This is a genomic window from Paraburkholderia sp. NMBU_R16, assembly GCF_013282575.1.
Lineage (GTDB): Bacteria > Pseudomonadota > Gammaproteobacteria > Burkholderiales > Burkholderiaceae > Trinickia.
In genome coordinates this window covers 1-12,743 of the sequence record NZ_JAAAYE010000087.1, presented here as the reverse complement: position 1 = coordinate 12,743, position 12,743 = coordinate 1, and the positions used below count along the sequence as shown (strand labels likewise).

Here is a 12,743-nt window from a genome sequence, read left to right as displayed (position 1 = left end):
GCATTCTGCCGCAACCAGCCATACCTCAGCTTGTCGATTCAGAGCGCCTCAAGGGTTCGCTGCGCCGGGCTTACGCCCGCCCTTGACCCGCTAACATCACCCACTCGGAATTCAAAAGAGGCTTTTTTATCGACTTCGATACCTTTAAGATATGGAACCACTGGAATCTGCGATGTATAACGCGTTTTGCGCCGCAGCATACCGTTCCGGTATGATTATTCACCGCCTTTTTTCGCCGCCCGACATGGACCTGCGCCAACTTCGCTATTTCGTCGCCGTCGCACGCGAGCGCAACTTCACGCGCGCGGCCGAGCAGCTGCATATCGCGCAGCCCCCATTGAGCCGACAAATCCAGCTGCTCGAGGAAGAGCTCGGCGTGCCTCTGCTGATTCGCAACAGCCGACCGGTGCAAATGACCGATGCGGGCCGTCTGTTTTACGAACAGGCGATGCAGATCCTGGGGCGTGTCGAGCAGATGCAGGCGGCCACGCGGCGTGTCGGATTGCATCAACGCAGCGTTTTGTCGATCGGCTTCGTGGCCTCGACGCTGTATGGCGGCTTACCGACCCTCATGCGCAAGCTGCGTGAGGCCGCGCCGGAACTCGACATCCAGATGGTCGAATTGATGTCGGTTCAGCAGATCGAGGCACTGAAGGAAGGCCGCATCGACATCGGCTTTGGCCGCGTCCGCCATAGCGATCCGAACGTGACGGGCATCGTTCTGCGCGAAGAACGCCTGGCGGTGGCAGTGCCGATCGGATCACCGTTGGCGCAGGCGGACACACCGCTGCCCATCGAACAATTGAATGGACAAAAGCTGATCGTCTATCCGAAGGAGCCGCGCCCGAGCTTTGCCGATCAGGTGCTGAGCACGTTGAACGGGCATGGCGTGCAGCTCGGCGAAGTGTTGGAGGTGCGCGAAATACAGACCGCGGTAGGTCTCGTGGCTGCCGAATTCGGCGTCTGCGTGATTCCATCCTCAGCACGTCAGATGCGTCAGGACGTGCACTACCGCCTATTGGACAGCGAGCGCGCGACCTCGCCCGTCATTCTCAATCACCGCGCCAACGACACCTCGAAATATATCGAGCTGATCAAGCAACTGATCGATGAGATCTATGCGGAGCGCCCCGCCTGGCTCGATGCGCATAACCTACCGCGGGTGCGAAAGGGGCGCCATTCATAGATCTAGAAAAACGTTTCGACGACCTCCGTCACGCGATACGCGGAGTCGACGATCAGCACCTGGCGCCATTTGTCGAACGTCAGGCATGGATGCGAGATATCGAACGCAATCATGTCCCCGACTTTGAGATCGGCACCCGGCACGATACGCATGTACGCGTGCTGATCCATGAGCCCGGTGACCTCCCATCCTTGCGCGGCCTCGATCTCACGTGGCAGACGCGTACCGGGGCGATAGTGCCGCGCGGGCACCGGCAGCCCCGAGTCGAATGCGCAATCGCGCTTACCCATGCCGACGATCGCCCGGTCGGGTTCCGGTATCGATTGGACATACGCCCAAACCTGCAGCGCAGGCAACAGTGCTTCACCCATGCGCCGCGCTGTCGGATTACGCGCGAGCACGTCGATCTGAGCCTTCTTGTAGATACCGACGTCGTGCGTCAGATAACAGCCTGGCCGCAGGACGACTTCGATCCGATCCGGAGCCGCTGCGCCGGCAAACTCCTCGGCGACGACGTCGTACCAAGCCGAGCCCGCGCCCGACAGAATGGCTGGCGAGCGTTCGAAACGAGCGGCGTCAGCGAGCGTGCGGGTCGTTTCGACAGCACGGCGCAAGAACGACCGGATCGATTGCTCGTCGCTGAGCACGCCCTCGTAAAGTTCGATGCCTGCCAGCCGTAATGTGCCGGCATAGCGCCCGATTGCATTCACCACGGCATCGCGTTGGGCGTCATCACGCACGCCGGTGCGCCCCCCCGTTACGCCGAGCTCGAGCAACACTTGTAGCGGACGTCCGACCGCCGTGAAGAACGCCCCCAATTGCTCGACGCCCTCAACGGAATCGACCAGGCAAAAGAATTCGAACGTCGGATCGGCCAGCAGCTCGGCGATCATTGCCATGTTCTGTCGGCCAACCAGCTGGTTCGCCATCAGCACGCGCCTGACACCGCAAAAATAGGCTGCGCGTGTCTGGTGCGCTGTCGCAAGCGTCATCCCCCACGCGCCGGCCTCGAGTTGACGGCGAAACAGTTGCGGGGCCATCGTCGTTTTGCCGTGCGGCGCGAACTTGACGCCGTATTCGGTGACAAATGCCTGCATCCACTTCAGGTTGTGCTCGATACGATCCGCGTAGAGTACGGCGGCGGGCAGGCTGACGTCCTCGTCAAGCAGGTTCCAGCCGAGATCCGCAGCGCGATCCAGCGGCACCTCGGTACTCGGCAGCGTGCCCAGGCCTTTGCTATGGGGATCGATGGTGCGGTTGCGATGATCGGTAACGTTCATGGCGGCCTTAAGCTCGTTGCCCATGCTTTTTATACGCCACGCAATCGACCTCGACCTTGCAATCGATCACCATGCTCGACACGACGCACGCGCGCGCTGGGGGGTGTTCGCCAAAGTACTCGCGGAATACTTTGTTGAAAGACGCAAAGTCGCGTGGATCGTCGAGCCAAACGCCACAGCGCACCACATCCTCAGCGCCATACCCGGCTTCCTCGAGGATCGCAAACAGGTTTTGCAGCGTCTTGTGCGATTGCTCCACGATGCCCCCGCTCACGACTTCGCCGTTTTCCATCGGCGTCTGGCCGGAGACATATAACCAGCCGTCAGCTTCGACCGCGCGCGCGAACGGCATATGTTGACCGCCCGTACCTTTACCACCCTCTACGCCATAACGCTTCATGGGTTCTCCCGTTCAAATACTGTGAGCCTTATCGCTCCGACAACGCCTTCGCCGAGAGCAAGAGGTCGTCGAGCATTGCACCTCTTCGTCCGGGGCTCGTATCGCGGCCCGTCATGAAACAGAGTGCCGCTGTCGGAAGCCCTGTCCGGTCGCGAATCGGCGCGGCCATGCAAAGCCTGAAGGCGTTCGATAATCCCTCCGTGCAGCAATAACCTTGCTCCTTGGCGTGCTGCACGTCACGGACAAAGTCATCGAATTCGATCCGGTCACCGTTTTCGAGAACGAAATCGTCGTCCGGAATGAGCGCCCGAATTTCGTCGGGACTCAGGTGGCCCAGCAGAAGGCGTCCGGTGGCGGTCCATGGAATCGGCACCCTCACGCCGATGTCCGAACTGATGTTGAACGGCCTCGCGCTACTCTCCGACAGCACGACTGTGTACTTGTTACCCTCGAGCATGCATAGCTGCGTCGTCTCTTCGTACTTTCTCACCAGCCCCAGGATCGCCTGGTGAGCGCGACTGATGAGATCGTTGTGCGTCGCGTAGTCCGAGCCGTAATAGTGCATCTCACGCCCGAAGAACACGCTGCCGTCCGCCGTAGTCTCGAGGAGGCCAGCCTCGGACAACAGTGCCACCAATTCGTAGATGCTCGAACGCGGCGCACCTGTCGCCTCGATCAGCTCGCGCATGCTCATCGGGCGCTGAGCGACATGCAGTTGCCGAAACATCGCAATGACGCGATCCACGCCGCGGGCCCGCGACGATTCCGTTGCTACCATTCCTTCGCTCCGTCTGTGCCTTCGTCCAGTGAATGTTTGCCAAGCGGTCGAAGTTTACCGCGCGGCAACGCCACGCGAGTCCGGCTTGCCGCTCTCGTTCAATGGTCGAGCACGCGGTGCACAAACTGTCGTGTGCGTTCGTTCGCCGGACTCACGAAGATTTGTTCCGGCTCGCCATGCTCGGCGATCACGCCCTTGTCCATGAACACGACGCGATCGGCAGTCTTGCGAGCAAAGCCCATCTCATGGGTGACGACGACCATCGTCATGCCGTCGCGCGCCAGACCTCGCATCACTTCCGTGACCTCGCCGACGAGTTCAGGGTCCAGTGCGGACGTCGCTTCGTCGAAGAACATGATGCGCGGCTCCACCGCGAGCGCGCGCGCAATGGCTACCCGTTGCTGTTGCCCGCCCGACAATTGACTGGCATAGTGTTCCGCGCGGTCGGCGAGACCGACTCGATCGAGCACGTCCATCGCGCGCTTGCGCGCATCGGCCGGATTCATCTTGCGAGCCTTGATGAGCGCAAGCGTGACGTTTCCGAGCGCGGTTTTATGAGGAAACAGGTTGAACTGCTGAAAGACCATGCCGACATGGCCGCGAATTTCACGTGAGCGCCGTGGATCGTGGAGCGGCACGTCACCTACCCACACTTCGCCCGAGTCCGATGTTTCGAGCCCGGCCATGATCCGCAACACGGTGCTCTTGCCTGACCCCGACGCTCCAATCAATACGAGGACCTCGCCCGAGCGCACCTCGAGATCGATCTCTTTCAACACGCGGGTCGAGCCGAACGATTTGCTGACGCCCGCGAGCGATATGATGGGTCGGGCGTATTCCGGTTGACTGCTCACGACAATCTCCTGCGATCATGATGGCGCACCCATTGCGAGAGCGGGAAGCACACGACGAAGTAGATGAGAGCGACAAGCCCGTAGATTTCGACCGGCTTGCCGATTCGGTCGACGATGGCTTGACCGCCATGCATCAATTCGGACATGCCGATCATGCTGACAATCGATGTGTCCTTGATCAATGAGAGGTACTGCCCAATCAGCGGAGGGAGTACGATTTTTCCGGTCTGCGGCAGGACCACGAATGAGAACGCCTGAACTTTCGTGAGGCCGAGAATTTGCGAGACCTCCCACTGCCCCTTCGGCACCGCCTCGATTCCCGAGCGGAACACTTCCGCGATGTACGCGCCCTGGTACACGCTCAAGCCGATCGCTCCGGCCGCGAACACGTCGATTGCGTACCCGAAATAGGACACGCCGAAGTAGATGAACATCAGCGTAATGAGAACGGGCGTACCGCGGAACAATTCCGTATAGAGCTTGGCGAAGCGCGCCGTGCCCCACGGCCCGAACGACCTCAACACGGCAGCGACGAGACCGATCGCGGTCCCGCCCACGATCGCCGCAAGCGAAAGCAGCAGCGTCGTCACCAACCCTTGCAGAAGGATTGAGAGACTCGTTTTCAATAATTCGACGGACATATCGTGGCTCCGATGCGCGCGTCACGCTCTGTGAGGCCGCCGAAGCGACAAACCCGTCAAGCGCGTGCGCGGCCGGATGATCAGCGGCGGGTGAAAAATGCGGGCGCCGAGCCGGCCGGCAAGCCATGAGAGCGCGTTACTGAGCATGAGATATGCGATAAGCGCCACCGCGAAGGTCTGAACGTAAAGCAAGGTTCGCGAATTGATCACCGTAGCCGTTCCCGTCAGTTCCGGAAGCGCGATGGCGGACAGCAGCGATGTGCCCAACAATAGCTGAATCAAATAATTGACGATCGCGGGATAGACTGCTCGGGCGGCCTGCGGCAGCACGATTTCGGTGAAGACTTGTGTCCTCTCGAGCCCGAGAATCCCGGCGGCTTCCAGTTGCCCGCGCGGCACCGACTGTATGCCCGCGCGAAACACTTCCGACAAGTAAGCACCGACGTTCAGGCCCAACGCGATCACACCGGCCCAGTATGCGTTCAGCGAAATGCCGGCAGACGGCAACCCGAAGAAGACGATGAAAATCTGCAGCAGGACGGGCGTATTGCGAATGATTTCGACATAGCCGCGAGCACTCCATCGCAATATGGCGAGCGGGGCGATACTGGCCACCGCCGCCATGAGGCCCAGCACCAACGCCAGCACGAACGCGAGCACCGTTACCTGCAGCGTCAACCAGCCCGCTTTGATGAATTCGGGCACATAGCCCCAGAGCGTCAGCCACTCGTAACTCATCCCGCCCTCCACATCGTTGCGACCGCATCCGCTACGGACATCTGCAGCACCTTACAACTGCGGGTTCAGGGCGTAGCGCGGATCCGCGCCGAACCACTTCTTGTATAGCTGCGCGTTGAGCTTCGACGCATTGATGTTGAACAGGAAAAGATTCAGGTAGTTGAGCCACTGCTGATCGCCCGCCTTGACACCGAACGCGTTGTACTCGAGCGGCACCAGTGCTTCGTTCGTGACCACGAGATCAGGGTCGAGCTTCGCCTGGTAAGCGAGAAAATTGTTGTCCTCGATCATTGCGTCCGCCTGCCCTTGTTTCACGGCCAGAATCGCGGCCTGCGAGCTGTCGTACTCCTGGATCTTGACGGGAATGCCCAGCGAGCGGACTTCGTCGCCATTGGTCGAGCCCTTCACCGTCGCGATCGTCCGGTTGGCCATATCCTTGACCGACTGGATTCCACTGCTCTTTTTGACGAGCAGTGCCTCGCTGGCCACGACATACGGCGTCGTGAAGTCGATCACCTTGGCGCGCTCGAGATTACGCGTGAAATTACAGAAGACCACATCGACCTTGGCCGTCTGCAGATTCGGAATGCGGTTCGCACTCGTCGTATTGACGACCTCGAGCTTCACGCCCATCTCTTTCGCGAGTTCTTTAGCGAGGTCGACGTCATAACCGTCGGGCTGCCCGTCCTTGTCGTAGAACCCGAACGGCGCGAACGTCAGACAATCGCCAACACGGAGCGTGCCGCGTTGCAGCACCGCCTGAAGCGTCGACGACGATGTCGTTGCGCCCTGTTCCGGCGACGACGATACCTTGGTGCAGCCCGCCGCCGCGAGTAGTCCGGCAAGCGCGAACAAATAGGCAGCCTTGGCGCCCCGTGTGGCAGGTTTCATGTCGATCCCTGGAGAAAATGGGTCATGGACGCGCAAGCCCGCTTTGCCGTCTATGGGCAGGTTCGGGAAATTGCTGGAGGCTTGCAGCTTAGGTTGTCCGGTATATCAGACACTTGTCTACCACACCGGATTGCGACCTAGTGTTGAATGCGAAAAAGGTCGCTGCAACTGTCACTACTCCCGATTGCCGTCGGTATTTTGTTCAGATATCGGGGATGACGCCGAAGGTGCTCTGCGGTAAGCCATTCATACCGACGACATCACACGCACGATTTCCTTCCACAGGAAATTTCCGGCTGGGGGAAGACGGCGCCCCGCTCGCATCACGATAAACCGGTCCATCGAACGCGCGATGGGATGGTCGATTGGAATTGCGCAGACTTCGCCGTTGGCAATCTGCCGGGCGGCCGCTCGCCGCGTCATGAACGCGACGGCAAGTCCCTCCGCAGCCATCGTCAACGCGGTCACGAACCGGTCGCACCTGAATCGCGGCACGAGCATGGGACGCATATCGCGAAAAATAGCCTGGATGTACCTTTGTACCGCGAAGGTGTCCGGCATGAATACGAGGCTCTCGCCTGCCAGTTGAGCGGGCGAGACAGTTTGAAGCCCCGCCAGAGGGTGCGTCACAGAAACGATTGCACACAACGGTTCGCTCTGTAACCGCCGCATCACGAGCGATGGGTCCTTTTCTATTCCCGCCATCAAGCAGATATCGACTTCGTCGTCCCGTACCATCCTCAGCATCTCAGGCAAGATCGCACTGCACAACTCCACTGTGATCTGTGGAAACTGCGCATTGAACTGCTTGAGCACGCCGGCGACAAAATCGTGGATGAACCCCTCAGCGATACCGAGGGTCAAGCGGCCCCGTCGCAGCCCCCTATATTCGTCGAGTTGAGATTTGAAACGCCGGGCATTGCGTTCGCATTCGCGAAAGTAGTCGACAACAGCATGCCCGGCTTCGGTCAATGTCACCGCGCGCCCTTTGCGCGACACCAGGGCGAGCCGCAATTCCCGCTGCATCGACGCGATCTGCCGGCTAATCGTCGATACGTTGACGTCCAGCGCTTCCGCCGCCCCCCGCATCGTTCCATGCACGTCGATGGCCTCCAGATAAGACATCGTCCGGTCGCTTATTGCGGGTTCTCGAGAGTGCATCGTGGCATCCGTCGTTGCATCGAATGCAACAGTTTCGCACGTCCGAGCGCATGGTTCGCTTTTATTGCCTTGGGATAATGCCGGCTCGGGCAATACAAGATCGAACGCGCACAGCGAGGCGGGTCGCGTGCCCGCGTGCCTGGGTGTACGTACTAAGAGCGAGGAGAACGACCGATGCGTGAACCGCAACCATCCCGGTACTGTGAGCTGACCGATCTCGCCGATGCGAGACCGCAACTCGACGAAATCCGCCATCACATTCACCAGCATCCCGAGCTGACCTACGAGGAAGCGGCAACGTCGCGCCTTGTCGCCGAAAAACTCGAAGCGTGGGGCTACGTCGTGACGCGCAATGTCGGGGGACACGGCGTCGTGGCATCGCTGAGTGCGGGCAGCAGCCCGCGTACCGTCGGCGTGCGCGCCGACATGGATGCGTTGCCGATTCAGGAACTGACTGGCCTTCCCTACGCGAGCATCCACGACGGCAAGATGCACGCCTGCGGTCACGACGGTCATACGACGGTGCTGCTCGGCGCCGCGCAGCAGCTTGCGAAGACGCGCAACTTCGACGGCACGGTCCATCTGATCTTCCAGCCGGCCGAAGAGGCCGGCTCCGACAGCGGCGCGCAACGCATGATTGCCGATGGACTGTTCGAGCGATTTCCTTGCGAAGCAATCTTCGGTCTGCACAATCATCCGGGCGTGCCGGCGGGCACGTTCGGTTTGCGCGCCGGCCCGCTGATGGCCGCGTGCGACACGGTCAAGGTGCGCATCGTCGGGCGTGGCGGACACGCGGCCCGGCCGCACCTCGCAATCGACCCGGTGGTGGTCGGCAGCAGCATCGTCATGGCGTTGCAATCGATCGTGTCGCGCAACGTCGATCCGACCGAGGCCGCCGTCATTACAGTCGGATCGTTCCGCTCGGGGCATGCGCCGAACGTGATCCCCGAAGACGCCGTGCTGGAAATGAGCGTGCGCTCGTTCTCGCCGACGGTGCGCGAAACGTTGGAGGAACGGATCCGGGGGCTGATTGCCTCTCAGGCACACGCTTACGGCGCGACGGCGGAGATCGACTTCATTCGAGGCTATCCCGTGCTGATCAACAGCGAGAACGAGACCGCATTCGCACGCCGGATCGCGGAGGAACTCGTCGGTCCGGAACACGTCATCTTTCCGTTCCCGGCCATCGCCGGCAGTGAAGACTTTGCCTACTACCTGCAGAAGGTCCCCGGCTGCTTCATCCGCCTCGGCAACGGCGAAGGCCGCCCGATGCTTCACAACGCGCACTACGACTTCAACGATGACAATCTCACGATCGGCGCAGCCTTCTGGACGCGTCTCGTCGAGCGCTTCCTGAGCAAGGATCGGGCATGAACACCACCGCGCAATCTGTTTCCCACGCAAGCGCATACAACGATGCGCAAATGACACCCGCGCAGCAGCGCAAAATCGTATTCGCGGCAGTCATCGGCAATCTGCTCGAATTCTTCGACTTCACCGTCTACAGCTATTTCGCGCTGACGATCGGCAAGCAGTTCTTTCCATCGAGCGATCCGATCATGTCGTCGCTGCTCGCGTTCGCGGTATTCGCCGTCGGCTTCGTGATGCGCCCGCTCGGTGGCTTCGTGCTCGGCCGGTACGCGGATCGTGCGGGCCGCAAGCCCGCGCTCACGCTGACCATTTTGCTGATGGCGGTCGGTTCGGCCGCCATCGGTATCGCGCCGACCTACGCTCAAATCGGAGTGGCAGCGCCGCTGCTGATCATCGTCGCGCGGCTCGTACAGGGCTTCGCGCAGGGCGGAGAGTTCGGCGCGGCTACCGCGACCTTGCTCGAAATGGGCGGCGCGGGCAGCCGCGGTTTTCGCGCGAGCTGGCAGTTGGCGAGCCAAGGCGCGGCGGCCTTGCTCGGCTCCGGTCTCGCGGCGAGCCTCGGCTTCCTGCTCTCCGACGCAACCATGCACAGCTGGGGCTGGCGCATTCCGTTTCTGATGGGTACGCTGATCGCGCCGGTCGGCATCTATCTGCGCCGGCATATCCACGAGGAAGCGCCCGCCGCGAAAGCGATGGCGAGCCGCGACGATCCGAAGCGCGGCCTCTACGTGCGCAACTGGTTCCTGACGATCTTCGCGATCATGGGCATGTCGGTCTCGACCTACGTGATGATGTATTACATGCCGACGTACTGCATCCAGTATCTGGGTCTGCCGTCGAAAATGTCGATGCTGGCGGGCGTCGCGTCGAGCGTCATCTCGCTCGTGATGTGTCCGATCTATGGCGCATTGTCCGATCGCATGGGCAAGCGCAAGCCGCTGACGCAGATCGGCCGCATCGCGCTGATCGTGCTCTTGTATCCCGCGTTCTGGGTCATGACGCACTTTCCGTCGCTGCCGGTCGTGCTGGCCGCGCTGATCGTGCTGATGCTCTGCTATACGATGGGCTCCGCGCCCGCCTACGCGCTGATGCCCGAGAACTTCCCGAAGCATCTGCGCGCGGGTTATATGTCGAGCGCCTATGCGATCGCGGTCTCGGTTTTCGGCGGTACGGCGCAACTCGTCGCCGCATGGCTGATTCGCTCGACGGGCAACAAGATGGCGCCGGCCTGGTACATGATCGGCTGCGTGCTGATTTCGTTGATCGCTGTATCGATGTTCGAGGAAACGGGCGGCAAGGCGCTCGACGACTGACGCGCAAGCGCCGCGGCCCGGCCTGCTCATCGCGCTCGTACCCGGCGCGGTGAACAGGTCTTTTTCAGCCCAAAGCCCGCACTGAAGAACTGATCGCCCGCGCGCATTGCAATAGCGGCGGGCCGAGTTTGGCTTCCATCTCTTCGAGGCTCCAGCGCCCCGTCGGTGCCACGAGGTGAACGGCGCCCAGCGGGCGACCGTTGGCACTGACGATCGGCGCGGCGATGGTCATGTCGCCCAGGAAAAGTTCTTCGCGATTCGTAGCGTAGCCTCGCTGGCGTGCATCGCGCAGCGCCTGCATGATGTCGGCCACCTCGGTCCGGGTATGGGTCGTATGCGCGATGCGCTCCGACGCCTCGACGATCGAGCGTGCTTCGGGCTCGGCCAATGCGGAAAGATAGGCACGCCCCGATGCCGTGCAATACATCGGAATGCGGCTGCCGATCGGCATATGCACCGGCACGAAGTGCGCGCTCACGAAGCGTGCGACGTACACCATCTCCCCCTGATCCGGTTCGGTCAAACACGACGTTTCCGTGGTGAGCTTGGTCAATTCGGCCAAGAAGGGATTCGCCACGTCGATGAGCGTATCGGCGGCCAGGTAATTGAATCCGATCTTCATCACTGCGGGCGTGAGCTGATAGCGACGCGTTTGCGGATGCTTACGCAGATAGCCAAGCTGCTCCAGCGTGAAGATCATCCGCTGAGCCGAACTTTTGTTGATGCCCACCGCGGCGGCCACCTCGGCAATCGTCATCGTGCGGCGCTGTGCGTCGAAGCTGCTCAAGACGGCCAGCCCCTTTTCCAAAGACTGATTGAACAGCAGGTTGGGCGCGTCGTCGGATGGAGTCATGTCTGAAGAAAAGGGTTGGCTCGGTTCTACTTCGGGCTAAGAATCGCATATCGATTCGCATGAGTCGATATATGGTTTTCCATTATGGTTTATCGATTTTCAACAATCGATCATCGGATCTCACCAGGCGAACTGTTTTCTGCAAGGAGGTGTCCGATGTCTCTCGTCTCTTTTTCGCGTCGCGCCGCATTGGCGCTGGCCCTGCTCGGCACCGCAGTCGTTGCCTGGGCGCAAGGTGGCGCACCCACCTACAACGTCGGCGCCACGGCGACCGGTGTGCCGTTCACGTTCCTCGACGTCAAAAGCAATTCGATTCAAGGGATGATGGTCGACACCGCCACCGCCGTCGGCAAGGCGGGCGGCTTCAACGTGAACGTGCAGCAAACCGTGTTTTCCGCACTCATTCCCTCGCTCACATCCAACAAGATCGACATCATTTCGGCGGCCATGCTGAAGACACCGGCGCGCGCACAGGTGGTGGACTTTTCCGATCCGGTCTATTCGTACGGAGAAGGCTTGCTCGTCAAGGCCGACGACAACAAGGCCTACACCTCGCTCGACGACTTGAAGGGCGAAGTAGTGGGTGCGCAAGTCGGCACGGTGTTTCTCGACATGCTCAACAAAAAAGGCATCTTCAAGGAAGTGCGCAGCTACGATTCCATCGCCGACATGACGCGCGACTTGGCGCTCGGGCGCATCAAGGCCGGCCTGGGCGATCAACCCATCGTCGCTTACCAGATCCGCCAGAACACGCTGCACGGCGTCAAGCTCGTGTCGAGCTACAAGCCCGTCAATGTGGGCGATGTCTGCCTGGTGGTCCGCAAGGGCGATAGCGAGTTGCTCGGTCGTATCAACAAGGCCATCGCCAAGATCAAGAGCGACGGCACGTTGTCGTCGATCGTGCAGAAGTGGGGCATCTGATTCGCCATGAGTGCCGCGGCGTTCCTCCAGCAAGCGATCACGTTCCTGCCGATTCTGTTAAAGGGCGCGGTGGTCACGGTGCAAGTGACCGTGTTGTCGTTCGTGTTGAGCAGCGTGATCGGACTCGTGCTCGCACTGATGCGGCTCTCGCCCGTCCGTCCCGTGGCGACCATGGGCGCGAGCATCGTCAATCTCATCCGCGGGCTGCCGATCATCGTGCAGCTCTTTTACGGCTCTTTTGAAAATGCAGTGGGTAACGCGGCTCACGAGGCATGCGGGTTGAAGCTGGAGAAATCTAGCTTGCCGGCGATGAGGAACAGCACGGTTCGCATTGTTTCGAAGCGCGTGTAGCCGCG

At 60.8% G+C, this 12,743-nt stretch carries 13 protein-coding genes and 1 pseudogene; 5 read left to right on the top strand and 9 right to left on the bottom strand.

What is annotated here, in order from left to right; genetic code table 11:
• Positions 1-244 precede the first annotated feature (244 nt).
• Positions 245-1,186 carry a LysR family transcriptional regulator gene (locus tag GWC77_RS25570; protein ID WP_173261564.1) on the top strand — a complete coding sequence of 314 codons (942 nt, stop codon included), beginning with the start codon at positions 245-247 and terminating at the stop codon, positions 1,184-1,186.
• A gap of 2 nt (positions 1,187-1,188) precedes the next feature.
• On the opposite strand, the gene GWC77_RS25565 is transcribed toward GWC77_RS25570, so the two are convergent.
• From GWC77_RS25565 to GWC77_RS25530, 8 genes are all read right to left on the bottom strand, one after another.
• A complete protein-coding gene (locus GWC77_RS25565) occupies positions 1,189-2,466 on the bottom strand; it encodes an amino acid deaminase (RefSeq protein ID WP_173261560.1) in 1,278 nt (425 codons plus the stop codon).
• 7 nt (positions 2,467-2,473) lie between these two features.
• A complete protein-coding gene (locus tag GWC77_RS25560; RefSeq protein WP_173261558.1) occupies positions 2,474-2,866 on the bottom strand; it encodes a RidA family protein in 393 nt (130 codons plus the stop codon).
• A 28-nt stretch (positions 2,867-2,894) separates the two neighbouring features.
• Positions 2,895-3,644, bottom strand: a complete 750-nt coding sequence (locus GWC77_RS25555) for an IclR family transcriptional regulator (protein ID WP_173261556.1) — start codon at positions 3,642-3,644, stop codon at positions 2,895-2,897.
• 98 nt (positions 3,645-3,742) lie between these two features.
• The gene (locus GWC77_RS25550; protein WP_367949110.1) at positions 3,743-4,498 is read right to left on the bottom strand and encodes an amino acid ABC transporter ATP-binding protein; all 756 of its coding nucleotides are present in this window, start codon (positions 4,496-4,498) and stop codon (positions 3,743-3,745) included.
• The gene (locus GWC77_RS25545; protein WP_173261554.1) at positions 4,495-5,139 is read right to left on the bottom strand and encodes an amino acid ABC transporter permease; all 645 of its coding nucleotides are present in this window, start codon (positions 5,137-5,139) and stop codon (positions 4,495-4,497) included. Before GWC77_RS25545 ends, GWC77_RS25550 begins: the two co-directional genes overlap by 4 nt.
• Before the next feature lie 21 nt (positions 5,140-5,160).
• On the bottom strand, positions 5,161-5,877 hold the full coding sequence (locus GWC77_RS25540) for an amino acid ABC transporter permease (RefSeq protein WP_173261552.1): 717 nt from the start codon (positions 5,875-5,877) through the stop codon (positions 5,161-5,163).
• A 51-nt stretch (positions 5,878-5,928) separates the two neighbouring features.
• The gene (locus GWC77_RS25535) at positions 5,929-6,768 is read right to left on the bottom strand and encodes a transporter substrate-binding domain-containing protein (RefSeq protein WP_173261550.1); all 840 of its coding nucleotides are present in this window, start codon (positions 6,766-6,768) and stop codon (positions 5,929-5,931) included.
• 246 nt (positions 6,769-7,014) lie between these two features.
• Positions 7,015-7,893, bottom strand: a complete 879-nt coding sequence (locus tag GWC77_RS25530) for a LysR family transcriptional regulator (protein ID WP_254367176.1) — start codon at positions 7,891-7,893, stop codon at positions 7,015-7,017.
• Between the two features lie 210 nt (positions 7,894-8,103).
• On the opposite strand from GWC77_RS25530, the gene GWC77_RS25525 reads away from it, so the two are divergent.
• Positions 8,104-9,303 (top strand): M20 aminoacylase family protein, encoded by a 1,200-nt coding sequence (locus GWC77_RS25525; protein WP_173261545.1) that lies wholly within the window; start codon positions 8,104-8,106, stop codon positions 9,301-9,303.
• Complete coding sequence (locus tag GWC77_RS25520) at positions 9,300-10,613, top strand: MFS transporter (protein WP_173261544.1); 1,314 nt, start codon at positions 9,300-9,302, stop codon at positions 10,611-10,613. The genes GWC77_RS25525 and GWC77_RS25520 overlap by 4 nt, the downstream gene beginning before the upstream one ends.
• Before the next feature lie 64 nt (positions 10,614-10,677).
• Here GWC77_RS25520 and GWC77_RS25515 read toward each other — a convergent pair whose 3' ends face one another.
• Entirely contained in the window at positions 10,678-11,466 is a 789-nt protein-coding gene (locus GWC77_RS25515; protein WP_173261542.1) for an IclR family transcriptional regulator, read from the bottom strand.
• Between the two features lie 156 nt (positions 11,467-11,622).
• Here GWC77_RS25515 and GWC77_RS25510 point away from each other — a divergent pair, with 156 nt between their 5' ends.
• The gene (locus GWC77_RS25510) at positions 11,623-12,387 is read left to right on the top strand and encodes an ABC transporter substrate-binding protein (RefSeq protein WP_173261540.1); all 765 of its coding nucleotides are present in this window, start codon (positions 11,623-11,625) and stop codon (positions 12,385-12,387) included.
• 6 nt (positions 12,388-12,393) lie between these two features.
• Positions 12,394-12,618: pseudogene (locus GWC77_RS25505) on the top strand (ABC transporter permease subunit); the annotation flags it as partial.
• Positions 12,619-12,743: the final 125 nt, after the last annotated feature.